Source organism: Corallococcus exiguus, assembly GCF_009909105.1.
Classification (GTDB): Bacteria; Myxococcota; Myxococcia; order Myxococcales; family Myxococcaceae; genus Corallococcus; species Corallococcus exiguus.
Genome location: NZ_JAAAPK010000004.1, coordinates 231,318 through 256,112, shown reverse-complemented (window position 1 = coordinate 256,112; position 24,795 = coordinate 231,318). Strand labels below are relative to the sequence as shown.

At 70.5% G+C, this 24,795-nt stretch carries 23 protein-coding genes; 13 read left to right on the top strand and 10 right to left on the bottom strand.

Annotation, left to right across the window (positions count from 1 at the left end; translation table 11 throughout):
• Positions 1 to 119 precede the first annotated feature (119 nt).
• Positions 120 to 1,319, top strand: coding sequence for an A/G-specific adenine glycosylase (gene mutY / locus GTZ93_RS17190; RefSeq protein ID WP_161662879.1), 1,200 nt, complete (start codon positions 120 to 122; stop codon positions 1,317 to 1,319).
• Between the two features lie 199 nt (positions 1,320 to 1,518).
• A complete protein-coding gene (locus tag GTZ93_RS17185) occupies positions 1,519 to 1,761 on the top strand; it encodes a DUF2934 domain-containing protein (RefSeq protein ID WP_120598101.1) in 243 nt (80 codons plus the stop codon).
• A gap of 24 nt (positions 1,762 to 1,785) precedes the next feature.
• On the opposite strand, the gene GTZ93_RS17180 is transcribed toward GTZ93_RS17185, so the two are convergent.
• Genes GTZ93_RS17180 through GTZ93_RS17170 form a run of 3 tightly spaced genes read right to left on the bottom strand, consistent with a single transcriptional unit; the run spans position 1,786 to position 7,346 of the window.
• On the bottom strand, positions 1,786 to 2,880 hold the full coding sequence (locus GTZ93_RS17180; RefSeq protein WP_121755166.1) for a uroporphyrinogen decarboxylase/cobalamine-independent methonine synthase family protein: 1,095 nt from the start codon (positions 2,878 to 2,880) through the stop codon (positions 1,786 to 1,788).
• 57 nt (positions 2,881 to 2,937) lie between these two features.
• Entirely contained in the window at positions 2,938 to 6,453 is a 3,516-nt protein-coding gene (gene metH / locus GTZ93_RS17175) for a methionine synthase (RefSeq protein WP_139921789.1), read from the bottom strand.
• Positions 6,450 to 7,346, bottom strand: coding sequence for an ArsR/SmtB family transcription factor (locus GTZ93_RS17170; protein ID WP_121755168.1), 897 nt, complete (start codon positions 7,344 to 7,346; stop codon positions 6,450 to 6,452). Before GTZ93_RS17170 ends, metH begins: the two co-directional genes overlap by 4 nt.
• A gap of 99 nt (positions 7,347 to 7,445) precedes the next feature.
• Between GTZ93_RS17170 and GTZ93_RS17165 the strand changes: the two genes are divergently transcribed.
• Both GTZ93_RS17165 and GTZ93_RS17160 read left to right on the top strand, forming a co-directional pair.
• Positions 7,446 to 8,324: a patatin-like phospholipase family protein gene (locus tag GTZ93_RS17165; RefSeq protein ID WP_139921791.1), complete on the top strand. Its 879-nt coding sequence runs from the start codon at positions 7,446 to 7,448 to the stop codon at positions 8,322 to 8,324.
• A gap of 130 nt (positions 8,325 to 8,454) precedes the next feature.
• The gene (locus GTZ93_RS17160; protein ID WP_139921793.1) at positions 8,455 to 10,056 is read left to right on the top strand and encodes a S8 family peptidase; all 1,602 of its coding nucleotides are present in this window, start codon (positions 8,455 to 8,457) and stop codon (positions 10,054 to 10,056) included.
• An 87-nt stretch (positions 10,057 to 10,143) separates the two neighbouring features.
• Here GTZ93_RS17160 and GTZ93_RS17155 read toward each other — a convergent pair whose 3' ends face one another.
• From GTZ93_RS17155 to GTZ93_RS17145, 3 genes are all read right to left on the bottom strand, one after another.
• Positions 10,144 to 10,587 carry a CoA-binding protein gene (locus tag GTZ93_RS17155; RefSeq protein ID WP_120598095.1) on the bottom strand — a complete coding sequence of 148 codons (444 nt, stop codon included), beginning with the start codon at positions 10,585 to 10,587 and terminating at the stop codon, positions 10,144 to 10,146.
• Positions 10,584 to 11,486, bottom strand: a complete 903-nt coding sequence (locus GTZ93_RS17150) for a hypothetical protein (protein ID WP_139921795.1) — start codon at positions 11,484 to 11,486, stop codon at positions 10,584 to 10,586. The genes GTZ93_RS17155 and GTZ93_RS17150 overlap by 4 nt, the downstream gene beginning before the upstream one ends.
• A gap of 84 nt (positions 11,487 to 11,570) precedes the next feature.
• Complete coding sequence (locus GTZ93_RS17145; protein ID WP_120577011.1) at positions 11,571 to 11,888, bottom strand: DUF2795 domain-containing protein; 318 nt, start codon at positions 11,886 to 11,888, stop codon at positions 11,571 to 11,573.
• Positions 11,889 to 12,092: 204 nt separating this feature from the next.
• Here GTZ93_RS17145 and GTZ93_RS17140 point away from each other — a divergent pair, with 204 nt between their 5' ends.
• The 4 genes from GTZ93_RS17140 to GTZ93_RS17125 all read left to right on the top strand — a co-directional run bounded on the left by GTZ93_RS17140 (position 12,093) and on the right by GTZ93_RS17125 (position 15,496).
• On the top strand, positions 12,093 to 13,694 hold the full coding sequence (locus tag GTZ93_RS17140) for a YiiX/YebB-like N1pC/P60 family cysteine hydrolase (protein WP_161662878.1): 1,602 nt from the start codon (positions 12,093 to 12,095) through the stop codon (positions 13,692 to 13,694).
• A gap of 19 nt (positions 13,695 to 13,713) precedes the next feature.
• Complete coding sequence (locus GTZ93_RS17135) at positions 13,714 to 13,989, top strand: hypothetical protein (RefSeq protein ID WP_120598093.1); 276 nt, start codon at positions 13,714 to 13,716, stop codon at positions 13,987 to 13,989.
• A gap of 85 nt (positions 13,990 to 14,074) precedes the next feature.
• Positions 14,075 to 14,899 (top strand): SirB1 family protein, encoded by an 825-nt coding sequence (locus GTZ93_RS17130; protein WP_139923080.1) that lies wholly within the window; start codon positions 14,075 to 14,077, stop codon positions 14,897 to 14,899.
• An 18-nt stretch (positions 14,900 to 14,917) separates the two neighbouring features.
• Positions 14,918 to 15,496 (top strand): NUDIX hydrolase, encoded by a 579-nt coding sequence (locus GTZ93_RS17125; protein ID WP_139923072.1) that lies wholly within the window; start codon positions 14,918 to 14,920, stop codon positions 15,494 to 15,496.
• Here the strand turns inward: GTZ93_RS17125 and moaC are convergent.
• The 3 genes from moaC to trxB are packed head-to-tail and all read right to left on the bottom strand — an operon-like array spanning position 15,493 to position 18,139.
• Positions 15,493 to 15,933, bottom strand: coding sequence for a cyclic pyranopterin monophosphate synthase MoaC (gene moaC, locus GTZ93_RS17120; protein WP_120598091.1), 441 nt, complete (start codon positions 15,931 to 15,933; stop codon positions 15,493 to 15,495). The genes GTZ93_RS17125 and moaC overlap by 4 nt on opposite strands.
• Positions 15,930 to 17,117 carry a trans-sulfuration enzyme family protein gene (locus tag GTZ93_RS17115; RefSeq protein ID WP_139923075.1) on the bottom strand — a complete coding sequence of 396 codons (1,188 nt, stop codon included), beginning with the start codon at positions 17,115 to 17,117 and terminating at the stop codon, positions 15,930 to 15,932. The genes moaC and GTZ93_RS17115 overlap by 4 nt, the downstream gene beginning before the upstream one ends.
• A 38-nt stretch (positions 17,118 to 17,155) precedes the next feature.
• Positions 17,156 to 18,139: a thioredoxin-disulfide reductase gene (gene trxB, locus GTZ93_RS17110; protein WP_167548163.1), complete on the bottom strand. Its 984-nt coding sequence runs from the start codon at positions 18,137 to 18,139 to the stop codon at positions 17,156 to 17,158.
• A 63-nt stretch (positions 18,140 to 18,202) separates the two neighbouring features.
• Between trxB and GTZ93_RS17105 the strand changes: the two genes are divergently transcribed.
• From GTZ93_RS17105 to GTZ93_RS17085, 5 genes are all read left to right on the top strand, one after another.
• On the top strand, positions 18,203 to 18,661 hold the full coding sequence (locus GTZ93_RS17105; RefSeq protein ID WP_121759038.1) for a cyclic nucleotide-binding domain-containing protein: 459 nt from the start codon (positions 18,203 to 18,205) through the stop codon (positions 18,659 to 18,661).
• Positions 18,662 to 18,840: 179 nt separating this feature from the next.
• The gene (gene radC, locus GTZ93_RS17100) at positions 18,841 to 19,602 is read left to right on the top strand and encodes a RadC family protein (protein ID WP_161662877.1); all 762 of its coding nucleotides are present in this window, start codon (positions 18,841 to 18,843) and stop codon (positions 19,600 to 19,602) included.
• Positions 19,602 to 19,862: a DUF3006 family protein gene (locus tag GTZ93_RS17095; RefSeq protein ID WP_161662934.1), complete on the top strand. Its 261-nt coding sequence runs from the start codon at positions 19,602 to 19,604 to the stop codon at positions 19,860 to 19,862. The genes radC and GTZ93_RS17095 overlap by 1 nt, the downstream gene beginning before the upstream one ends.
• Positions 19,863 to 19,913: 51 nt before the next feature.
• Positions 19,914 to 21,971: a RecQ family ATP-dependent DNA helicase gene (locus GTZ93_RS17090; protein ID WP_139923869.1), complete on the top strand. Its 2,058-nt coding sequence runs from the start codon at positions 19,914 to 19,916 to the stop codon at positions 21,969 to 21,971.
• 60 nt (positions 21,972 to 22,031) lie between these two features.
• Entirely contained in the window at positions 22,032 to 24,404 is a 2,373-nt protein-coding gene (locus tag GTZ93_RS17085) for a YfhO family protein (protein WP_161662876.1), read from the top strand.
• A 9-nt stretch (positions 24,405 to 24,413) separates the two neighbouring features.
• On the opposite strand, the gene GTZ93_RS17080 is transcribed toward GTZ93_RS17085, so the two are convergent.
• Complete coding sequence (locus tag GTZ93_RS17080) at positions 24,414 to 24,752, bottom strand: hypothetical protein (protein ID WP_139921352.1); 339 nt, start codon at positions 24,750 to 24,752, stop codon at positions 24,414 to 24,416.
• Positions 24,753 to 24,795 lie beyond the last annotated feature (43 nt).

The following is a 24,795-nucleotide window of genomic DNA, read 5'->3' as shown; positions in this document are numbered from 1 at the left end:
TCGCCCGCCCCGCCAGAAGAGGGACGGGCGGCCGGACAACCGCCCCATGCCGTCGGTAAAAACGACGGGTGCACCCGACCGTACGGGTATGGTGCCGCGCCGCCCCCGCGAAGAATCACATGAGCCCACGCAAGCGCACCGACACCGGGGCACTCCCCGCCCCCGTCTCCCCTGAACGCCACGCCGCCCTCCACGGCCCGCTGCTCTCCTGGTACGACCGGAACAAGCGCGACCTGCCCTGGCGCCGCACGCGCGACCCGTACGCCATCTGGCTCAGCGAGGTCATGCTCCAGCAGACGCAGGTGTCCACGGTCATCCCGTACTGGGAGCGTTTCCTCGCGCGCTTTCCCACGGTGAAGGCCCTGGCCTCCGCGCCCCTGGACGACGTGCTCTCCGGGTGGAAGGGGCTGGGCTACTACTCGCGCGCGCGCAACCTGCACCGGGCCGCTCAGGAGGTGGTGGAGCGCTTCGGCGGGAAGCTCCCGTCCAAGGCGGAGGAGCTGCTCTCCCTGCCCGGCTTCGGCCGCTACACCTCCGGGGCCGTGGCCTCCATCGCCTTTGGCGAGGAGGCGCCCATCGTGGACGGCAACGTGGCCCGAGTGCTGTCGCGCCTCTTCGAGGTGGAAGGCCTGCCCGGAGACCGCGACCGCGAGGCCACGCTCTGGGCGCTGGCCTCCGCGCTGGTGAAGGGTGAGCGGCCCGGAGACTTCAACCAGGCGCTGATGGAGCACGGCGCCACGGTGTGCCGGCCGGAGTCGCCGCTGTGCCTGCTGTGCCCCGTGCGCGACGGGTGCATCGCGTTCAAGAAGGGCCGCGTGGACGAACTGCCTCCGGCCAAGGTGCGCGCCGCGCCTCGCAAGCTGTTCCTGGCGCTGGCCGTGTGGCCGCACGCGGGCACGCTCCTCTTCGCGCGTCGCGCGGACAAGGGCCTCTTCGGCGGCCTGTGGGAGCTGCCCGCCGTGGAGGTGGAGGAGAACACGTCCGAAGCAGAGGCGACGGAGCGGCTGGCGACAGCACTGGGCGCGCCGCTCACGCTGGAGGGCACGTTGGACAGCGTGCGCCGGCAGCTCACCCACCGCGACCTCACGCTGCGGCTGTTGCGCGTGACGGGCGACAAGCGCCCCACGAAGTCCTCCGCGTTCCAGGAGCTGCGCTGGTGCACGCCGCGGGAGGCGGAGGCGCTGGGCATGAGCACCGCGATGCAGCGCGCGCTCGACGCGGCGTTGGGGCACGGAGTGATGGGCGGCGATGCGGCACCCGCCGAGCCCGCGAAGAAGAAGGCGGCGGGCCGCACTGTCCGGAAGGCGGCCGGGCGCTGAAGCGCCTGGTGGGCTTCAGCTCCAGGACCGCACGTCCGGGCCTATTCCGCTGATGGATTTTCCGCGCGGAATGGCCCGTTGGTCCCTCAACACTTCGCGACCTGAGGTGTCGCTCCGGCAACCCCACACGACTTGGGTCTCTTCCGTGATGCTGGAGCGCGTCCGAAGCTTCAGGCCGCCTTTTCCAGGAGGAAGCCCCATGGCCCGTCAGAACGCGCAGAAGTCGCAACCGAACCCGGCCCCCAAGGCCGCGCCGGAGCGGACCGAGGACAAGAAGCCGGTGGCCACGGCGAGCGCGCCCACGAGCAAGACCGCCGCGCTCACGCAGGAGCAGATTGCCCGCCGTGCCTACGAAATCTTCCAGGCCCGGGGCGGCACGCACGGCAACCCCGAACACGACTGGCACCAGGCTGAACGCGAGCTGCGGCTCGGCCGGCAGTAGTCAGCCGCCAGGGCCGCCCGCGAGTCAGTGCGCGGGCGGCATCCCCTGGAGGGACGGGCGCTCGGACTCCAGCGCCCGCTTCAGCCGGCGCTGGGCCTGCTTCAGCTCTTCCAGGATGCGCTCGGCGTCCATCACCGAGCGCATCGCCAGCCCGCATGCGGGCGTCAGCAGCACCGTGGACAGCGCGCGCGCGAAGCCGATGTCGTTGGGCAGCGCCGCCTTCAACGACGCCTCCACCGAGTCCGACAGCTCCTCCACCGAATACGTGGACGCCAGGTCCGTGGGGATGACGCCCAGGCTCAGCGTGGCGCCGGAGTCCAGGAAGCGCTTCAGCGCGTCCGTCTCCTCCAGCATCGCGTCCAGAGACAGCCGCACGTCCAGCGACACCAGGTCCGCCTGCGCGTCCAGCAGCACGCCCCAGTCCGTGTTGCCGCAGCAGTGGATGCCCACGAGCGCGCCCTCGCGCTGCAACGCCACCACCAAGAGCCGCAGCTCCTGCTGCGCCAACAGGTGCTGCGGGTTCATCCGCACGTAGGCGTAGAGGCCGGGCTCGTCCAGGTAGAACAGGGGCGTGGTGCCCGTGCGCTTGAGGGCGCGCACCATGGCCAGCGCGCGCACCATCACCAGCCGGTACAGCGCCGCGTCCAGGCCCGGCACCGCCAGCACCGGCTCACCCGTCGCGGTGCGCACCACGGAGCGCACCGTGAAGGGGCCGGCCAGCTGCGCCTTCGCGAACGCCAGCTTGCGGTGCTCCACCTCCCAGAGGAACGGCTTCCAAGCGCGGCACGCGTCCGCCGTGGGCTCGAAGGACTCCAGGTTCCCGGAGGCGAGCGCCGCCTCCAGCCGCTTCTCGAAGGCCTCGCGCCCCGCGTTCCACCCGTCCACGTCCACCGTGCAGACGCCGTCCTCGTCGAAGCGCAGGCCCGGCAGGCCCTCCAGCGCGGCGGGGATCATCAGCTCGGACGGATGGCCCACCGGTAGCTGCGGCAGGAACGGGATGTCCATGGCGAGCGCGGCCTGCAGACCCAATTCCACCTGGGTGTGCGGCAGGCTGCCGATGCCCGTCGTGGCACACGCGGGCAGGAGCTGGACGGCGCGACGGATGGTGGGCGAAGGCATGGGGGGCAATCTATCCCTTCCGCGGCGCCCGGGCCCGACCTTCGGGCCCGCGACGCATCAAGTCACCGAGAAGTACGTGGCGCCCGGGTGGTGGAAGACGATGGCGGACACGCTCGCCTCGGGCTCCATCATGCAGCCGTCGGTGAGCTGCACGCCGATCTCCTCCGGCTTGAGCGCGGCGAACAGCTTCGTCTGGTCCTCCAGGCGCGGGCACGCCGGGTAGCCGAACGAGTAGCGCTTGCCGGTGTACTCCGCGCGGAAGCGCTCCAGCATCGTCATGTCCGCGCGGTCCGGGAAGCCCCACATGCTGCGCAGCTGCGTGTGCAGGAGCTCCGCGTAACCCTCCGCGGTCTCCAGCGCCAGCGCCTGCACCGCGTGCATCTTGAGGAACTCGCCCTTGGCCTTGAAGCCTTCGGACAGCTCGCGGATGCCCGAGCCCGCGGTGGTGACGAACAGCGAGAGCGCGTCCACCGGCTTGCCGTTCTCCAGCGGCTTCACGTAGTCCGCCAGGCACAGGCCGTTGTCCTTGTCCTGCCGGGGGAAGTCGAAGGACGTCACCGGCTCGCCCGTCGTGCCGTCGAAGAGCAGCACGCGGTCGCCGTCGCTGGCCGCCTTGAAGAACTGGAACACCGAGCGCGCATGCATAGCTCCGCCGCGCAAGAGCGTCTTCAGCTCCTCCACCGCCTCCTTCAGCGCCAGCGCCTTGCGACCCTCTTCTGTCTTCGCCAGCTCCGCTTCAGCAGGCGTGCCCAGCGCGCGCGACGACGTGCGCAGGCCCAGGTGACGGCCGTAGAGCATCACCGGGTTGATGAACTTCCAGATGTGGTCCAACGGCGTGTTGGTGAGCACGTGCCGCGCGAAGTCCGGCGCGGGCGGCACCGCGTCCAGCACCGCCACCTCCATGCTGCGCGAGCGGCGCACCGGGGCCGCGGGCGCGGGCCGGTCCTTCGCCTCCTGCGCCAGCTTCAGCCGCCGCGCGGCCAGGTCGTCCCGCAGCTTCGCGTGCGCGCCCGGCTCCACGATCTGCTTCGCCAGCTCCAGGCCGTTCATCGCGTCCTGCGCGTAGGCCACGGTGCCGCCGCCGTAGGCCGGGGCGATGTTGCGGTCCACGAAGTTGCGGCTGAGCGCGGCGCCGCCCACCAGGATGGGCGTCTCCACGCCTGCGCGCTTCAGGTCCTCCGCGGTGGCCACCATCTGGTGCGCGCTCTTCACCAGCAGGCCGGACAGGCCCAGGATGTCCGGCCGGTGTTCCTTCACCGCCAGCACCAGCTGCTCGGGCGGGACCTTGATGCCCAGGTTCACCACCTGGAAGCCGTTGTTGGCGAGGATGATCTCCACCAGGTTCTTGCCGATGTCGTGCACGTCCCCCTTCACCGTCGCGAGGACAATCTTTCCGCGCGACGCCGCCTGGGTCTGGCTCATGTGCGGCTCCAGGTGGCTCACCGCCGCCTTCATGGACTCCGCGCTCTGGAGCACCTCCGCGACGATGAGTTCGTTGGCGCCGAAGAGGCGGCCCACCTCGTCCATGCCCTTCATCAACGGCCCGTTGATGATCTCCAGCGGAGGCATCTCCTTCATCGCCAGGTCCAGGTCCGCCGTCAGCCCGTCGCGCGTGCCTTCGATGATGTAGCGCTGGAGCCGCTCGAACAGCGGCAGGGTGCTCACCTGGGCGCGCGCGGGCTTGCGCTCGCGGAAGTGCGCCGCGAAGGGCGTCACCGGGTCCGCGGTCCGGTTGTAGAGGAGGTCCTCGGAGAGCTTCCGCTCCTCCTCCGGCAGCGACGGGTAGCGCTCCAGCTTCTCCGAGTTGACGAGCGCCATGTCCAGGCCCGCCTGCACGCAGTGGTACAGGAACACGGAGTTCAACACCTCGCGGCCCGCGGTGGGCAGACCGAAGGACACGTTGCTGATGCCCAGCACCGTGCGGCACTGCGGGAAGCGCTGCTTGATGAGACGCACGCCCTCAATCGTCTCCACGCCGCTGCCGGTGTACTGCGCATCACCCGAAGCGCAGGGGAACACGAGCGGGTCGAAGTACAGGTCCTCCGGACGCATGCCGTACTTCTGGGTGAGCAGCTCGAAGCTGCGCTCGGCCACGGCGAGCTTGCGGTCGCGCGTGACGGCCATGCCCACCTCGTCGATGCAGCCCACCACCAGCGCCGCGCCGAACGCCTTCGCCAGGGGGACGACCTTCTCGAAGCGCTCCTCGCCGTCCTCCAGGTTGACGGAGTTGATGATGGCCTTGCCCTGGCAGTACGTGAGCGCCATGGCGATGACCTTCTCGTCCGTCGAGTCGATCATCAGCGGCACGCGCACCTTCTTGACCACCACCTCCAGGAAGTGGCGCATGTCCTCCAGCTCGTCCCGGTCCGGGTTCGCCAGGCAGATGTCGATGACCTGCGCCGCCCGCCGCACCTGGGCGCGAGCAATCTCCGACGCGTCGTCGAACGCACCCGCGACGATGAGCTCCTTGAACTTCTTGCTGCCGATGACGTTGGTGCGCTCGCCCACGATGATGGGGCGCTGCTCGTCCGTCACCTCCAGGTAGTCCACGCCGGACAGCGACGAGCGCGGCTTGGGTACTTCCGTGCGCGGCTTGAGCCCCTTCACCGCGGCGGCGAGCGCCTCGATGTGGCCCGCGTGCGTGCCGCAACAGCCGCCCACCACATTGATCCAACCGCTGTCACAGAAGCGCCGGAGCGACCGGGCAATCATCTCCGGCGATTCCAGATACTGACCGTTCTCGTCCGGCAGGCCCGCGTTGGGCACGCACGACACCGGGAACGGGCTCATGGACGACAGCGAGCGGATGTGGTCCGTCATGAAGTCCGGACCCGTGGCGCAGTTGAGCCCCAGGTACAGCAACTCCGTGTGCTCCAGCGACGTGGCCAGGCTCTCCACGGACTGGCCCGCGAGCATCGTGCCCATCGGCTCAATCGTGCCGGACACCGCCACCGGCACCGCCCAGCCCAGCTTCTTGAACGCCCGGTCGATTCCCAGCAACGCAGCCTTCACGTTGCGCGTGTCCTGCGCCGTCTCCACCAGCAGGTAGTCGGAGCCACCCACCGCGAGCCCTTCGGCCTGCACGGCGAAGTTGTCCACCAGCTCCTCGAAGGTGATGCCGCCCGTGACGCTGATGGCCTTGGTGGTGGGACCGATGGAGCCCGCCACCCAGCGAATCCGGCCGTCCTTCGCCTCCGCGGCCTTGGCGGCCTTGAGCGCCAGGCGGGACGCGGCGATGTTGATCTCCATCGCCTTGTGGCCCAGCTCGAACTCCGCCAGCACCACCGGCGTGCCGCCGAAGCTGTCCGTCTCCGTCACGTCCGCGCCCGCGGCGAAGTACTTCGCGTGGATGCCTTCGATGACGTCCGGGCGGGTGAGGACCAGGTGCTCGTTGCAGCCCTCGTACTCCGCGCCGCCGAAGTCCGCCGCCACCAGCGTGTGCCCCTGCAGGAGCGTGCCCATGGCGCCGTCCAGCACGAGGATGCGCTCACGCATCGCGGCCTTGAGCGCTTCCACGCGCTGGCCGTGCTCCCCGGGGGGAAGCGGCAGGGGGTGGGCGATGTGGCTCGTCATGACGGTTTGACTCCGGTCAGCAGGAAGACGCGGAAGGGACTGGCCCCGTCGCGCGCGTGCGTCTCGCGGGTGAACGACGTGAAGCCGGCCTCGCGAAGGGCCGCTTCCAGGACTTCGGGCGAAAAGCCCAGGTGCCGGTGACCCAACCGCTCCAGCACCCACTTCTCTTCGTGCGGCATCAGCTCCAGCACCACCAGCCGGCCGCCCGGCTTGAGCAGCCGCGCGGCCTCCGCCACCACCGCCGCCGGAGCCTCCACGTGGTGCAGGCTCTGCGAAATCACCACCAGGTCCATGCGCCCACCGGCCAGGGACAGCCGGTGCAGGTCCTCGCGCAGGAACGTGATGTTCTTCAGTTCGTCACGGAGGGCCAGAGTTCGAGCCTGGGACAGCGCATCTTCACTCTGGTCGATGGCCCACACGTGCCGCGCCCACCGCGCCATGGCCCGGCTGAACACGCCCGTGCCACAGCCGAAGTCCGCCACGTCCAGCGGTGGCAGCAGCGACGCCAGCGCGCCCGCCCAGAGGAACCACGACTGGCCGGGCTCCAACAGCCGCTCGTTGAGCGCCTGCCGGTCCTCCCGCGCGCGCAGCAGGTCGTTGAGCCGCGCGGAATCTCCCGCCGCGTCCTCCGCCTCGCGCGCCAGCCGGACGAGCGGCCAGCGCGAGTCATCCGACTCCAGCGCCAGCGAGTAGTAGGTGAAGCCCGCCTGCCGCTCCTCGCGGATGAGCCCCAGCCCCTTCAGCTTCGACAGGTGGTGCGACACCGACGACTGGGCCACCCCCACCAGCGACACGAGCTCCGTCACGTTCAGCGGCGCCTGGGCCACCAACCGCAGGATGCGCAGCCGCGTCGTGTCCCCCAGGACACGGAAGGATTGGGAGAGAACGTCCATATCGAGCCATCAACATATATCGATTCAAGCCCCCAACCACAATGGCCCCGCCAACGCATTGCGTTGCCTTGAGGCACACCCATCCCGTAAAAATCCGGAATGGCTCCCTCTTCCACGCTGCATTCCCTGCTCGAAGGCAAGCGGTTCGGGCTGGTCCTCTCCGCGGGCTACTTCGGCTTCTATGGCCACGCGGGCTTCCTGAAGGGGCTGCACACCTCCGGACTGAAGCCGCACGCCTACGCGGGCACGTCCTCGGGCGGGATGGTGGCGGCGTACGCGGCGGCGGGCATGCCCATGACGGCGCTGGAGGAGCTGGTGCTGCGCCAGACGCGGGCCAACTTCTGGGACCCGGACCCCATTGGCGCGGTGATGAACGTGGCGTCCCGGGGGCACGGCTTCACGGGCCTGCTCAAGGGCGAGCGCTTCCGGCGCCTGCTGGAGGACACGCTGCCGGTGTCCACCTTCGAGGACCTGCCGCACCCGCTGCTGCTCACCGCGGCCAACCTCACCCACGGCTCGCACCAGGTGTTCACCACCGGGGAGCTGGCCCCGCGCGTCCACGCCACCTGCGCGTACCCAGGCCTCTTCCGCGCGGTGCCTCTGGACGGCCAGCTGTTCTGGGACGGAGGGCTCGTGGACAAGGCGCCCGCGCTGTCCCTCCAGGAAAGCAGCATCGGCAAGGACCTGGACGCCATCCTCGTGCACTTCCTGCCCAGCCGGACGGGCAAGGTGGTGGGCGGGCCCATGGCCTATCCGCAGGGCCTGGCCGCCGGCTCCGCCGCGCTCCGGCGAGACCACTTCCGCCTCCAGCTCACCGTCCTCCAGACGCGCAACGTGCCCGTCTATGTCGTCGTCTCCAACCTACCGCCGGTGACACCCGCCACGCTGGAGCGCGGCTTCGACGCCCTGGATCAGGCCCGGCTGTCCGCAGAGCGCGCCCTGGCCCGGCCCCCCGTTCCGTTCGAGGGAACCACCTGAACACCTCCGCACGCCCGCCCGGTTCAATGAGGGCCGAATAAACCACTAGGATAGAAATAACAGAATAGTCAGATTTGAATGACAGACCGGCGTGGCATGGTGGGGATGCTGTCCATCCCGGAGGAAATCCATGCTGAAGTCGACGCTGTCCCAGCGCCCCCTGCGCGGCGCGGTCATGGCTGTGTCCCTGCTGGCGTTGGCCCCCGCTGCTGTCGCCGCCCCCTCGCTGGCGCCGCGCGCGCTCATGGCGAAGCCCACGGGGCGGGAGCTGCCCGCGGGCACGTTCGTGGAGCGGCTGGTGGTGAAGTTCCACGAGGGCAGCCACGTGCGCCTGCGCGACAACGCGCTGCGCGCCCTGTCCTCCGAGCGCAGCGCGGGCGAGCGTGAGCTGCTGTCCGGCCTGCGCCTGGACTCCGCGCGCGTGGACGCGGACCTGGCGGAGGTGGTGGCGCTGCTGGAGCGCGCGCCGCGCATCGGTGTGCTGGAGCGGGTGTTCCAGGCGGAAGAGGCCGCGCTGGACGCGAGCAAGCTGTCCGGTGAGAAGTCGAGCGGCGAGCAGCTGGCGGACCTGAACCTGTACTTCGAAGTACCGCTGCTGCCCGGCACCACCGCGGACACCGTGGCGGACCTGGTGGCGGCGCTCAACCGCGTGGGGAGCGTGGAGACGGCCTACGCCGCGCCGCCCCCGGAGCCGGCGATGGTGAACTTCGCCATGGAGGCGGGGCTGCGCTCGCTGCTGTCCGCGGCGGACCTGCCGCCCACCACGCCGCTGTACCAGGCCAACCAGGGCTACCTCAACGCGGCGCCCTCCGGCATCAACGCGACCTACGCGTGGACGCAGACGGGCGGCCGGGGCACCAACGTGAAGATCGTGGACATCGAGGGTGGCTGGCGCACCTCGCACGAGGACTTCCCCGCGTTCTTCCGCATTGGCGGCACGCAGTACAACGACCTGGGCTGGCGCAACCACGGCACCGCGGTGCTGGGTGAAATCGTCGGCGCGAACAACGGCTACGGCGTGACGGGCATCGCCAGCGCGGCGTCGCCGGGCGTGGAGGCCATTGGCGCGCAGAGCAGCGCGAGCGCCATCACCAACGCGGCGGCGGCGGTGGGCGCGGGCGGCGTCATCCTGATTGAACTGCACGCGGGCGGCCCCGCGGACGGCACGGCCTGCACGTGCAACACGTCCCAGTGCAACTACATCGCGATGGAGTACTGGCAGGACAACTACGACGCCATCCGCACCGCCACCGCCAACGGCGTCGTCGTGGTGGAGGCGGCGGGCAACGGCAGCGCGAACCTGGACGCGGCGGCCTACGGCGGCCGGTTCAACCCGGCCACGCGTGACTCGGGCGCCATCCTGGTGGGCGCCAGCACCGCCACCACGCGCGTGCCCATGTGCTGGACCAACTTCGGCCAGCGCGTGAACGTGCACGCCTGGGGTGAGCAGGTCGTCACCACCGGCTACGGCGACCGCTTCGGCAGCGGCTACGGCGAGGACCAGTACTACACGTCCACCTTCAGCGGGACCTCCAGCGCGTCGCCCATCGTCGTGGGCGCCGCCGTCAGCGCCCAGGGCGTGGCGAAGGCCAACGGCCGGCTGCTGACGTCCGTGCAGATGCGCGGCCTGTTCGTCAACAACGGCACGGCGCAGGCCAACGACACCCGGAAGATTGGCCCGCTGCCGGACCTGCAGAAGGCCCTGCCCAAGGTCATCTCCGGCAACTTCTAGAGCTGACAAAGGCCGCCGACCTCCACGTGCGGCCACGCGGCCCTCCGTGCCCTTCGGGGTGCGGGGGGCCGTTGTCTTCTCCAGCCGTCAGCGCCCGCTGTAGCGGCGGTGGTCCACCATCAGGCAGCGGTCCTGCACCACGCGGATGCCAGCGGCGGCCAGCTTCTTCGCCGCGGCGTCGTTGCGGATGCCGGACTGGAACCACACCGCCTTGGGCTTCTTCGCGATGATGTCGTCCACGTGCTGGTCGATGTCTCCGGGCCTGCGGAACACATCCACCAGGTCGATGTCGCCCGGGATGTCCACCAGCTTCCGGTACACCGGCTTGCCCAGGATCACCTTCGCGTCCGGGTAGTAGACGGGCACCGGCACCACGTCCACGCCCGCCTTCGCCAGGTACTCCGGCACGTAGTACGCGGGCTGGGCGGAGTGGTCCTCCGTCTTGATGCCCAGCACCGCCACGCGCATGGATTCCTGCACCACGCGCTTCACACCCGCGTCATCCTCGATGAGGTACTCGTCGTGGCTCATGGCCCTTCCTCCTGGAGCTCTTCCGCCTGGGACTCGGTGGTGAGCGTCAACGTGCCGCCCGCCCCCACCGCCTTCACCTTCAGCAGGCGGCGCACCGGGATGAACCGGGCCCACGTCACCACCTGCTCGCCTTCACACGTCACGCCCTTCGAAAGCTCGGGCGAACCGGCCTCCGCCCACGCGGCCTTCAGCTCCGCCGGGGCGTTGGGAGGCAGCGCGTCCAGGCACTTCAGCGTCAGCACCACCGCGTCGCCGAACGTCGTGAGCCGGGTGCCTTCCACCGTGCGCTCCAGCAGGAAGGCGCGCTCCTCGCCATTCACGTCCACGGAGTCCACCGCCCAGGTGCGCTGCCCCTCCACCAGGTTGCGCTGGAGCAGCCCCGCGTACTTCGCCTCCCACTCGCGGCGCGTGCGGATCTCCAGCGCCTCCGGGTTGAAGAAGCGCTCCACCTCCGGCACACCGGTGCCTTCGGGCGCCACCTGCCGCAGCGCCTCCTGCGCGGCCTCCGGGCCCACCAGCTTCACGAAGGTGCCGTCCGCCGCCAGCTGCATGCGCAGCGTGAAGCGCTCCAGCACGGCGCCGGACACGGACGGCACGTCGTGCCCGTCATGCACCTGTCGCGGGGTGCGCATGGATTGGGCCACGCGCCAGCCGCCGTCGGAGGGGGTGAAGCGCGTCTCGGTGGTGAAGGCCGCCTCGTCGCGCACTTCCCGCTGACCCTCGCGCTGGAGGGTGCGGGTGGCGCGCACGGATTCGGTGAGGAGGCGATCCACGGGCGGCTTGAAGTCCAGACGCACCGGCGGCGGCAGCCCCGGCGCGGGGTTGAGCGGCGGATACCGGGACGTGCACCCGGCAGCCAGAGACAGCAGCAGACAGCTCCACAAGAGGCCCGTACGCATGCGCTCGCGAACGCTGGCAGAAAGCCAGGGCGCCCGCGAGCGTCTTGCAACGTCCTTGTGTGGAGTGTCAGCGCGTGGGCGACACTAGGGGTGGCGCGTCTCGCCCTCGGAGGCACCCTCGATGCGGTCGCGCCCGATGTTGCGCCGGTCGCGGTCCACGCCATCGTCATCCTTGAGGCCGTTCATCGCGAAGCGGCGCTCGGCCTCCGCCAGGTCGCGCAGCACGTGGTCGCGCAACATGTACTCCTCCTGCGGCAGGGACTTGAGGATGTTGATGATGTCGACCGGGGCCTCGCTGTCCGCGGCAGCCTCGACGAGTTCCTCGCGCGTCGCCGGGTACTCCACCCCATCCAGATGCGGGGTGATGGAGCGCGCGGGATCCTCAGCCTTTCCGTAAGCCATCGTGCCTTCCACCTTTCTTGCGCCCGGAGCGTCCAGTGCCCGGACGGCCATTCATGCCTCAACGTGGGGATGACGCCCGCCCCGGGCCACCCTGCCGCCCGGCACCTCCTACGACGCCAGGCAAGCGGGGGACCGGCCGTCTTGCTCGCGTCCGCTTCGGAGTAGAGTCCCCCCGCGCCAACGCCCGACGGAGTGTCCTCCCTGATGTCCGCAGCCTCCCTGCTCGCCGCCTGGCTCACGCTCGCCAGCCCCCCCGCCGAACCGACGTCCCCTGCCCCGGCCACGGTCGCCACCACGGCTCCGCGCGACGTCTACGCGCTGGACGACGCCGCCTTCGTGGCCCAGGCCCGCCGAGACCTGGAGACGCTGCGCCAGGGAACCGAGGGGCTCCGCCGGCTCAAGGAGGAGGCCTTCCGCTCCAAGGCGCTGTACCAGCGCGGCAAGGACGTGCCCTACACCCCGGACGAGAAGCAGCTCCTGGTGTCCACCTGGGCCGCCTTCTTCGACTGCTTCATCTCCACGGAGGTGGTGCGCCAGCGCTACTGGGACTTCCTCAAGGTGCCCGCCTTCACCCAGCCGAAGAAGCACGCCTGGGGCTTCCTCCTCACCCACGCCGCGCTCGCGTCGGAGCTGGCGCAGGGGATGGCCTTCGCGGACCTCACCGGAGGCCAGGCGCAGCTGGAGGTGCTGCTGAACGAGCCCGGCCCCGAGTACGGCCTGCCCCCGCGCGCATTCAGCCGCTTCAAGGAGAAGGTCGTCCACGTGGGCACCAGCACGCAGCTCTTCACGGGCGACGGCTACCGCGCGACGCTGCACCCGGTGCTGGCGAAGGCTGGCGTGCTGAACGAGCCGGGCGTCCCCGCGCTCTTCCAGACCATGCGGCAGGACAGCAAGGCGGCCCGCTCACGCCTCCTGAAGCGCGGCCCGGTGCTCTTCGCCAAGGCCGCCGCGGACCTCACCCAGGACACCACCGCCCGCGCGGTGTTCCCGGTGCAGAAGACCGTGGCCGAGTGGATGGGCGACACGCGCGTGCACCGCTCCGGCAAGCCGCTCATCTCCCGGGAGCAGGTGCTGTCGCTGCTGCCGCGCATGGCCCCCGGCGACGTGATGGTCGCGCGGCAGAACTGGTTCCTGTCCAACATCGGGCTGCCGGGCTTCTGGCCGCACGCGGAGCTGTACGTAGGCACGCCTCAGGAGCTCTCCCAGACCTTCGACGCGGATCCGGAGGTGAAGACCTGGGTGGCCACCCTGCCCGGCCACCCGGAGACGTTCACCGCCCACCTGGCGAAGGCGTTCCCCGCGAAGTGGGCCGAGTACACCGGCAAGGACGCGCACGGGGACCCGTTGCGCATCATCGAGTCCATCAGCGAGGGCGTGAGCTTCACCGGCGTGGAGCACGGCATGCACGTGGACTACCTGGGCGTGCTGCGGCCCCGGCTGTCCCAGGTGGACAAGGCCCGCGCCATCCTGCGCGCCTTCACCTTCCAGGGCCGGCCGTACGACTTCAACTTCGACTTCTTCTCCGACCAGTCGCTGGTGTGCACGGAGCTGGTGTGGAAGTCCTACGCCCCGTCGAAGGACATGAAGGGCCTGGACATCCCCCTGGTGAGCGTGGCGGGTCGCAGGACGCTGCCAGCGAACGAAATCGTGCGCGTGTTCGACGCCGAGTACGGCCAGCCCAACCGGCAGTTCGACTTCGTCGCCTTCCTGGACGGGCGAGAGGGCCCGGAGGACGCCGTCGAAGCAAACGCCGAGTCCTTCCGTTACACCTACCGGCGGATGAAGTGGGACATCGCCCAAGAGTGAGGCTAGAGGCACACACACCATGACGGAAGAGACGGCGAACGAGTTGCTGGCCCTGGCCTCCCCCCTCTACGAGCGGATGATTGCCCAGCAACAGGCGAAGGTGCTCAAGCTGGCGCGCGAGGCGGTGCCCAACATCGGGCCGGAGGAGCTGCGCAACCCGCACGACTTCCCGGAGCTGAAGGAGCACCCGACCTTCGAGTTCGAGGACGGCATCCTGGCGGGACTGATTTCAGCCCAAATGGCCCTGCGTGCGGAAATCAAGGGCCGGCTGCCCGCGACACCACCGGGCGCCTGATGCTCGGCTGCCTGCTTTTGCCGTGAGGAGCATCCGTGGGTTACTGGTGCGCACCGTGAGCTTTTCCTCTGGTTTCGGCCCTCCGCTGGCGCGTGAGCGGTTGGTGTCTTCCCTGGCGGCGGAACCCCCGCGGCTGGACCTGGCGGCCCTCGCCATCGCGACGTTGGGCCATGAGGACCTGGACGCTCCGGCGTGTCTCAGGACGCTGGATGCGCTCGCCGCGCGGGTGCAGGTGGAGACGGAGCGCCTGCGCGAGAAGGGCGAGGCCCTGGCCCCCCTGCGCGCCCTGCGCCACGTGCTCGCGGACATCGAGGGCTTCCGGGGCAACGAGGACGACTACCACTCCCCGGACAACAGCTTCCTGAACCGGGTGCTGGAGCGGAAGGTGGGGCTGCCGATAACCCTGTCGGTGCTCTATCTGGAGGTAGCGCGCCGCGCGGGCATCTCGCTGTACGGCGTCCCCTTCCCCGGCCACTTCCTGGTGGCGTGCGACGCGGGCGACCACAAGCTGGTGATGGACCCGTTCCACCACGGCGACATCCTCACGGAGCACGGCTGCGAGGAGCTGCTCAAGCGCGTGGCGCCGCAGCTCAAGTTCGACCGGGCGATGCTCGCGCCCGCGCCGGTGGAGCTCATCGCGTACCGCATGCTGTCCAACCTGCGCCGCGTGTACCTGGGGCGTGACGACAGCCAGCAGGGGCTGGCGGTGGTGGACCTGCTGCTGCTGTTGGCTCCGGACCACCCGGGCGAACTGCGCACCCGAGCGTCTCTGCTCACCACGCTGGGCGCCTTCCGCGCGGCGCTCAAGGACGTGGAGCGCTGCCTGGAGCTGTCACCGGACGCGCCGGACCGCGAGCGCCTGGAGCTGTCCGCCCGGGAGCTGCGCGAGCGCGCCGAACTGCTCAACTGAAGAAAGGGAATCCGTCGCATGTCGTCCACGCCCGAATCGCCCAAGTCCCAAGTGAAGCCCTGGCTGCGTCTGCGCCGGGGGCTGGAGCACGACTTCACGGTGGTGAAGGTGCGCGAGGACGTGGTGATGGATCCGCGCACGAACCGGGAGCACCCCCGCGTGCACATGGAGTGCGCGGACTGGGTGACCGTCGTCGCGGTGACGAAGCAGGATGAGCTGGTGATGGTGCGCCAGTTCCGCTGCGGCATCGAAGCGGCGACGCTGGAGGCGCCCGGCGGAGTCATCGACCCGGGCGAGGACCCGGCCACGGCCGCCGCGCGCGAGCTGGAAGAGGAGACGGGCTACCGCGCTGGCAGACTGGAGCCGCTGGGCGTCGTGCACCCCAACCCGGCCTTCCAGACCAACCGCTGCCACACGTACCTGGCGCTGGACTGCGAGCGCGTGAGCGACGGGGACCTGGATGACGGCGAGGACATCGCCGTGGAGCTGTACCCGCGCGCGGACCTGCCCCGGCTCATCCTGGAAGGCCACATCACGCACTCGCTGGCGGTGGTGGCCTTCTTGCTGGAGCGGCTGCGCGCGGAAGTGAAGCGCTAGGCCTGCTCGCGCTCCCAGGTGCCGGAGCGTCCGCCGGACTTGTGGTCCAGCTGCACCGCTTCGATGACCATGCCGCGGTCCACGCTCTTGCACATGTCATAGACGGTGAGCGCCGCCGCGCACGCGGCCGTGAGCGCCTCCATCTCCACGCCCGTGCGGTCCACCGTCTTCACCCGCACGCGGACCTCCAGCCCTTCGTCCACGGGCGTGAGCGTCACGTCCACGCCCGCGAGCGCGATGGGATGGCACAGGGGCACGAAGTCCGGGGTGCGCTTGGCGGCCATGATGCCGGCGAGCCGCGCCGCCGCGAGCACGTCCCCCTTCTCCACCTGCCCCGCGAGGATGCGCTCACGCGTCGCGGGCAGCATGCGCAGGCGCGCGGTGGCCACCGCCACGCGGTCCGTCTTCGGCTTGTCGCCGACGTCCACCATCTTCACTGGCCGGCCCCCTTCGCCACCGCGGCGAGCAGGTCGTCCGCCACGTCGTCCGGGTCTTCCAACCCCACGGACACGCGGATGAGGCTGTCGCGGATGCCCGCCTGGGCGCGCTCCTGAGGAGTCATCCGGCGCGCGCTGGCGCTGGCCGCGTGCATCACCAGCGTGCCCACGTCACCCAGCGAAGGACCGGGCTTCGCCACGCGAAGCGCCTCCAGGAACCGGTCCCCTTCCTTCTGCCCCGCGCCCTTGATTTCGAACGCCACCATGGGCCCGAAGCCACCCTCCAGCACCCGCGCCGCCACCGCATGGTCCGGGTGGGAAGAGAGGCCCGGGTAGATGACCCGCTCCAGCAGCGGCGAATCCGAAAGCCGCTTCGCCACGTGGGCGGCGTGCTCGTTGTGGGCCTTCATGCGGACGGGCAACGTGCGCAGGCCGCGAAGCGTGAGCCACGCCTCGAAGGGGCCCAGCACGTCGCCGGACAGGATGCGCGCCGACCGCAGCGGGTCGATGCGCGCCTTGGAACCACTCACCGTGCCGCCCAGTGCGTCGCTGTGGCCGTTGAGCCACTTGCTGGTGGACTGCACCGCGTAGTCCGCGCCCAGCTCCAGCGAGCGCTGGCCGAAGGGCGACGGGAACGTCGCGTCCACCGCGAACACCGCCCCCGCGTCCTTGCAGGCCTGCGCGAGCGCGCGGATGTCCGGCACGCGCAGGAGCGGGTTGGAGATGCTCTCCGCCAGCACCAGGCGCGGGCGCCACTCGCGGATGCGCGCGGGCGCGTCCGGAGACGTCTGGTCGAGCGGACGCAGCTCCACGCCCCAGCGGGCGCACAGGTTCTTGTAGAGCGCCCGCGTGACGCCGTAGCCGTCCGTGGGCATCACCAGCACGTCGCCGGCCTTCCACGGCTGCGCGTCGAACAGCGAGCGCAGCGCGGCCATGCCACTGGCGTAGGCGACGCAGGCCTCCGCGCCTTCCAATGCCGCCACCGCCTCCTCCAGCAGCGCCGCGTTGGGCGCGCTGATGCGGGCGTAGGCGTAGTCCTTTCCGTCCAGCGCGTCGGACAGGTCGTCGCTGCTGTCGAACCAGTTCACCGCCGCCGGGAAGATGGGCGGCATGACGGGCACGGCCTTGCTCCCGGTGAGCCGGGAGCCCGCGTGCACCGCCACCGTTTTCTGTTTCGTGCTCATGCGCGTGTCGTCTCGCTCAGGACGGAAAGGAGGAGGGGCTACTCGCCGTGCTCGATGAGCCAGCGCTCCGCGTCGATGGCGGCCATGCAGCCCGTGCCCGCCGCGGTGATGGCCTGGCGGTAGTAGCTGTCCTGCACGTCGCCGCAGGCGAAGACGCCTTCGACGTTGGTGCGCGTGCTGCCCGGAATCGTCTTCAGGTAGCCGCTCTGGTGCGTCTCCAGGATGCCCTGGAACAGCTCCGTGTTCGGCGTGTGGCCAATGGCCACGAACAGGCCGTGCGCGTTCACCAGCTTGCTGTCGCCCGTCTTGACGTTGCGCACCACGGCGCCCGTCATCCCCTTCCCGTCGCCCACCACCTCTTCCACGGCGGAGTCCCACATGAAGGAGATCTTCGGGTTGTTGAGCGCGCGCTCCTGCATCACCTTGGACGCGCGCAGCGAGTCACGGCGGTGGACGAGCGTGACGTGGTTGACGATCTTCGCCAGGTACGTGGCCTCTTCCATGGCCGTGTCGCCGCCGCCCACCACCAGCACGTCCTGCTTCTTGAAGAAGGCACCGTCACAGGTGGCGCACGCGGACACGCCGCGGTTCTTGTAGGAGTCCTCGCCCTTGACGCCCAGCCACTTGGCCGTGGCGCCCGTGGAGATGATGACCGTCTCCGAGCGCACCTGGAGGCCGCTCTCGCTCTCCAGCAGGAAGGGCCGCTTGGAGAAGTCCACCTTGGTGATGTTCTCCATGTGGATGACGGTGCCAAAGCGCTCCGCCTGCTTCTGGAAGCGCTCCATCAGCTCCGGACCGGTGATGGCCTCCGGGAAGCCGGGGTAGTTCTCCACGTCGGTGGTGACCATCAGCTGGCCGCCCGGGACGCGCTGCGGGTGCTCCAGGGTGGGGCCGCCGGCGAACACCACGGGCTCCAGGTTGGCGCGCGCCGCGTAGATGGCGGCGGTGTAGCCCGCCGGGCCCGAGCCGATGATGGTGACCTTCTGGATCTTGTCCTGCGACACGGCGCCTCCTGCGCTCATACGTTGACGGGCCCGGACGGTAACAGACACCGCCTTCCTGGCCATGATACGAACCTGGACCCCATGGATGCCGCTGTCCTCAAGAAGGTTGCGCTCTTCGAGGGATTGACCCAGGGCCAGCTCGCCAAGGTCGCCCGGATTGCCCAGTCCCGGACCCACACGGCCGGAGACTTCCTATTCCGCGAAGGTGACACCGGCCAGGACATGTTCATCCTCGCCGACGGCAAGGTGCGCATTTCCAAATCCGTGCCGGGCATCGGGGAAGAGGCGCTCGCCATCCTTGAAGCCGGTCAGTATTTCGGGGAGATGGCGGTCATCGAGGATTCGCCCCGCTCCGCGGACGCCATCGCCCACACCTCCTGCACGGTGTGGGTCATCGAGCGCGCGAAGCTGGACCAGCTGATGTTCACGGACAAGGACCTGGCCTACGTCCTTCTCTGGACGTTCGTCCGCACGCTGAGCGAGCGGCTCCGCGAGACGAACGACAAGATCAAGGGCTTCTTCGCCATCTCCCGCTTCTAGCCGCCGGCCCCAGCGCTTCTCGGCTCCTCGCACGCCAGGAGTGCGAGTGGAGCATCGCTGTCCGTCCCGCCACCGGGCCTCTTCACGCGCCGCTGGACGGGCCCTGCCCTGGCGTCCCGGAGTGGCCCCGGAAAGGCACAGGCCTTGCTCAAGCCCGCCGTCGCGTGGACGGAGGCGGGATGGAACAGGGTGGAGAGGCGTGGGTGGAGTCGGGCGAAGGGGAAGCCACGGGTGGCAGGTCGGTGAGGGCACGAGGCGCGGGCCTGGGGGATGCGCGCGAGCGACTCTTCCGGCTGGGCGCGGAGGCCCTCACCGACCTGGAGTTGTTGGGACTCCTGTGGACGGAGGGGCTGGGGGACGCGGCGGACGGCGTGGCGAGGGACGGGCTCAAGGCGCTGGTGCAGGAGGATCCGCGCGTCTTGTGCGCGCGGCGGGGCGTGGGGCCGGCCAGAACGTCCCGGCTGCTGGCGGCGCTGGAGCTGGGACGGCGCGCGCAGCGCTCACCGGAGAAGCGGCCCCGGCTGCGAAATCCGAAGGAGGTGCACGCATACCTGGCCCCCACGCTGGGCGCGCTCCGGCGTGAGGTGTTCCACGTGCTGTGCTTCAACCCGCGCAACGTGCTGGTGCATGACGCCCGGGTGGCGGAAGGGACGCTGAGCGCGTGCCCGGTGGACCCGCGGGAAGTGTTCGCGGCGGTGCTCTCCTCGCGGTCCACGGCCATCGTGTTCGCGCACAACCACCCTTCCGGAGACCCGGAGCCCAGCGTCCAGGACGTGGGACTCACGGAGCACCTGGCGCGGGCGGCCGGCATCTTGGGAGTGAAGCTGTTGGACCACGTCGTCGTGGGGGACGGCGCGTTCGTGTCCATGCTGGAGCGGGGCATCCTGCCGGACAGCGAGCGGGAGGGGCGGCGCAAGTGCGTCACGGGCGGGGGCTGGTGATGGGGGCGGGCGTGTTGCTGGGGCTGGGGACGAGCCCCATCCGGGTGGAGTTGCTGGAGGAGACGCGGGCCCAGGTGGTGCGGACCGACGGCGGGCAGGCGTGCACGGTGGAGCGCTGGCGGCTGCCACCGGGCGTGCGCGAAGGGGACGTGCTCGTGGACGGCCGCCTGGACCCGGAGCGGACGGAGGCGCTGCGCCGCGAGGTGGCGTTGAAACGGGCCGCGCTGGCGGTTCCCCTTCCTCCGGGGCTCGAGCTGTGACGCGGGGACACCGGTATCCACGAGGGGATTGGCGTTGACGGCCCATCCAGGATGATGAACATGCGCGCGATGACGGAGTCCCTGCCCTTCCTCGAAGATGCCCAGCAGGGACTGGTGCGGCACTTCGGCCTGCCGGAGTTCCGCCCTGGACAGGCGCCCGTCATCAGCTCCGTCCTCAGCGGCCGCAACACCGTGGTGGTGATGCCCACGGGCGCGGGCAAGAGCCTGTGCTACCAGCTGCCGGCGATGCTGTTGCCGGGCATCACGCTGGTGGTGTCACCGCTCATCGCGCTGATGAAGGACCAGGTGGAGCAGCTCACCGCGAAGGGCATCGCGGCCACGTACATCAACTCGTCCCTGTCCGACGTGGAGCGGGCGGAGCGCCTGCGCAAGCTGCGCGCCCGCGAGTACAAGCTGCTCTACGTGGCGCCGGAGCGCTTCCGCAGCGCAAGCTTCCTGGAGCTGGTGTCCGGGCTGGGCGTGGAGCTGCTCGCCGTGGACGAGGCGCACTGCATCTCCCAGTGGGGCCACGACTTCCGTCCGGACTACGCGCTCTTGGGCCAGGTGCGCAAGCGGCTGCGGCCCCCGCGCACGGTGGCGCTCACCGCCACGGCGACGCCGGAGGTGCGCGAGGACATCGTCCGCGTGCTGCTGATGAAGGACCCGGCGGTGTTCGCGCAGGGGTTCGACCGGCCCAACCTCTTCCTGGACGTGGTGAACGTCAGCGGGGACGAGGAGCGCCGGGACGCGTGCGCGAGCCTGGCGGCGAAGGGCGGCGGCAGCGGCATCATCTACTGCTCCACGCGCAAGGCGGCGGAAGGGATGCACTCCGCGCTCGTCACGCGCAAGGTGAAGGCGGTGCTGTACCACGCGGGCATGGAGGACGACGCCCGCCGCCGCGCGCAGGACGACTTCATGTCCGCGAAGGAGGCGGTGGCGGTGGCCACCAACGCCTTCGGAATGGGCATCGACAAGCCGGACATCCGCTTCGTCGCGCACGCCAACATCCCCCGGGCGGTGGAGGCGTACTACCAGGAGATTGGCCGCGCGGGCCGCGACGGCAACCCCGCCACGGCGGTGCTCCTGTTCAACCACGCGGACGTGTACACGCAGGAGCGCCTCATCGAGGGCAGCCACCCGTCCGAGTCCGTGCTGGCGGACATCTGGGCGCAGCTGCAGGCCGTGGAGGAGTTCGACCGGGGCGTGCACGCGCTCGCGGGCATGGTGGGCGCCAGCGAGTTCGAGGTCTCCGCCGCCCTGAAAATCTTCGAGCGCGAAGGCAAGCTGGAGCGCGGTGGCCGGGGTGAAGGCGAGTACGGCATCACGCTGACGGACAAGGCCGCCAGCGCGCAGCCGCACGCGGCGGAATCACAGCGGCTGCTGCGTTCGCTGCTGGAGACCTTCCCCGTAGGGCGACAGGCGACCACGGAGTTGCCCATCCTCGCGCGGCGCACGGGGCTGACGGAGGACGACGTCCGGCACGCGCTGGGCCTTCTGGAGAAGTCGGGCGTGGTGCGGGTGCGCCGGCCGTTCGCGGGGCGCTCCATCCGCGCGCTGGAGCGCATCCCATTCCGCGAGCTTTCGGTGGACCTGTCCCGGGTGCGCGAGCAGGAGCGGCTCAACCGGCTGATGCTCAAGCGGATGGCGGACTACGCGTACACGCCGAAGTGCCGGCGCGCGTTCATCCTGCGCTACTTCGGGCAGACGGACGCGGCGGCGGTGTGCGGCAAGTGCGACCGGTGCGCGGGCAGCATGATGCCCAAGCCGTCCGGCTCCTCCTCGCGCTCCCTGCCGGCCGCGGCCGGAGCGCCGGTGATGGCGTACAGCGAGCTGGCGTCCATGGAGCTGCGCCGCTGGCGCAAGGACCTGGCGAAGGACCTGGGCGTCGCGCCCTTCATCATCTTCAACGACGCGACGCTGCTGGGGCTGTCCGCCGCGCTGCCGGTGGACCGGGAGGCCTTCCTCGCGGTGAAGGGCACCGGGGAGAGCCGCTGGGAGCGCTTCGGCCCCAAGGTGGTGGAGATCTGCCTGATGGCGCGCGCGGCGGGCCATGAGCCGCAGGCGGCGCCCGTGGCCCCGCGCATCCGCAAGGCGAAGTCGCGCAGCTAGCCCTCCGCCTCCACTCCAGAGGGGCCCACCGGGACTCTGGTAGAACCCGCCGCAGCCGCCATGTCCTCCACGCCCCCGCTCCACCGCCGCGAGCTCCTCTCCGTCCTTGGAGCCCTGTGCGCGGCGACGCTGCTCTTCTTCCACCGCCTGCTCGCCTCCGGAGGGGTCTTCTGCGAGCGGGACATGCTCCGGGTCTGTCTGCCGGCCAAGTGGCTCTGGGTCCAGGCCGTCCGCCAGTGGGAATGGCCGGACTGGACGCCCTTCAATTCGCTGGGGCAGCCCTTCGCGGGCGCCACCGTCACCGGCGCATTCCACCCCGCGAACCTGCTGGGCCTGCTGGTGGAGGGGCCGGCGATGCTCACGCTGATGGTGCTGGTCTGCTACCCCGTCGCGGCCCTGGGCACCTATGTCCTCCTGCGGCGCTGGGGCACGCGCCCGGGCGCCGCCGCGGTGGGGGCCCTGGGCTTCGCCTTTGGCGGCGCACTGGTCAGTCTCACCAACAGCCTGCCGTACCTGCAGGCCGCCATGGCGCTCCCTTGGTTGCTGGTGGCGACGGACGCGGTGCTGAAGCACGCGTCGTGGGCGGCGGCGGGCGCGGTGGGACTGGTGCTGGGCACCCTCCTCTTCGCGGGAGACCCCCAGGGCTTCGCGGTGGGAGGCGCCACGGTGCTCGCGGTGGCGGCGTTCGGCCCACTTGAAGGCGCGCCTCGCCGCAAGGTCCTCCTGGCGGCGGGGGCGGGGTTGGGGCTCGCGCTGCTCGTGAGCGCCGTACAGCTCTGGGCCTCCGCGTCCGTCCTGCGAGAGACGTTCGCGGAGCGGCGCACCCTGGAGACGGCCGTGGTCTGGTCGACCCATCCACTGCGCCTGCTGGACATGGCGCTGGGCAATGTCTTCGCCCTGGAGCGCCCCCTGCGCGCGCCGGTGGCGGAGGGGTTGCTGGGCACGCAGGTGAACGACTTCTGGCTCCGCTCGCTCTACGTGGGCCTGCCCATGCTCTTCCTCGCGGGAGTGGCCGCCGCGAGCCGGTGGCGGGAGCGCCGGGTCCAGTTGGCGTTGGGGCTGACGGCGCTGTTCGTCCTGCTGATGTTCGGACGCCACACGCCGCTGTATGCGCTCGTCTACGAACTGCTCCCCCCGTGGCGTCCCTTCCGCTACCCGGAGAAGCTCTCCGTGCACGTGGCCTTCTGGCTCGCGGTGCTCGCGGGGCTGGGCGCCGAATCGCTCGTGGCGCGAGAGGCCCCGGGCAGGCGGCGCGTGGCGTGGGTCCTGGGCGGGCTGGGCCTGGGGGTCCTGCTCCTCGCGCTGACAGGCACGGGCGCCCGCCTGGCCGAGGCCCTGAGTGGCTTCTATTCGGGCCGCCCGGAGCTCTGGCCGGAAGTGGCGCGACAGGTCGGTGAGCGGCTCTCGGAGGGCGGCCTCCGGACCGGAAGCGTCTGTCTGGCGCTGGGGCTGCTCCTCGTCTGGAGGAAGCTCCAGCCACGGCCCCTGGCCCTGGTGCTCGTCACCCTCGTCGCGGTGGACGTCGCATGGGTCACCGAGCCCGTGTACGTGTCCTGCGACCGCGACCTCATTGAGGCACAGCCCCTCTTCGTCGAAACGATGCGGCAGCGCGTGGGGGGCGAAACGCTGCTCGGCCAGACGCGTGTGTACACCGCGGTCGCGACCATCCAGCAGCCGAGTCTGGAGGGACTGTCCCTGGACGACAGGGACGCGGCGGCGAACCTGACGATGCTCGTTCCCGACGTGGGAGCGCGTTGGGGGGTGGAGGCCGCGAACTGGTACCTGCCCACGCTCTCCGCGCGCGTCGGGGCGCTGCTCAAGGACCAGCGCCAGTGGTGGCGGCGCTACGCGGGGCTCGCGGGAGTGGGCTTCTTCACCCTGGACACGCTCCAGGTCCAGAAGCGGGGGATGGAGAAGTACGTCGTGGCGGAGAGCGAGCCCTTCGGCGTGCAGCTGCTCGCGAACCCGCTCGCGCTGCCTCGCGTCTACCTCGCGGCGCCGCGTTGCGTGGCGGGCCCGGAGGAGAGCCTGGCCCTCATCGCCTCCAGCGACTTCGTTCCCGGACGCCAGGCGGCCGTGGAGTGCCTCACGCCCCTGTCCCAGCCCGCGCCGGACGCGGACCTGGGCAGCGTCCGCGTCGTGGAGCGCGACCCGGACGGCTCCACGGTGGAGGTGGATGCGAAACAGCCCGCGGTGCTGGTCGCCTCGGAGGCCTATTTCTCGGGCTGGACCGCCACCGTGGACGGTGCGCCCGCGGAGGTGCTTCCCACCAACCACGCCTTCCTTGGCGTGGCGCTTCCGGCGGGGCGGCACCAGGTGATCTGGCGCTTCATCCCTCCGGGACAGGGCATGGCCCTGGCGGTGAGCGGACTGGGCGTGGGCCTCTGCCTCTTGCCGTGGCTGCTCCGCCTGCGGCGCGTCCGCCGGGCGTAAGCGGAGGTTTCAGCCCCTGGGAGAGCCATGCCCACCGCGGGTGGCGCGCATCAGCGCCCACCGCAGCACGGCCATGATGGCGCCCACCACCACGGCGAGCAGGAAGATGACCGCCACGGTGACGAGGCCGAAGACGACGCGTACGCCCAGGTCGGTGATGCGGCCGCTGAAGTACGCCTCGCGCAGCGGCTCCATGGCGCGCACCAACTCCAGCGCCCGCGCCGGCAGCGAGTCGAGCGCCATGGAGAGGCGCTCGAAGAAGGGCTTGTGGTACCGCCTCCGGACGGACTCCACGACGATGCCCGTCAGCAGGTAGAGCACCGACAGCAGGAAGGCATTGCCCCACATGACCTTCAGCAGGGGGGAGGACGGGGGCCGCGGGTCGCTCACG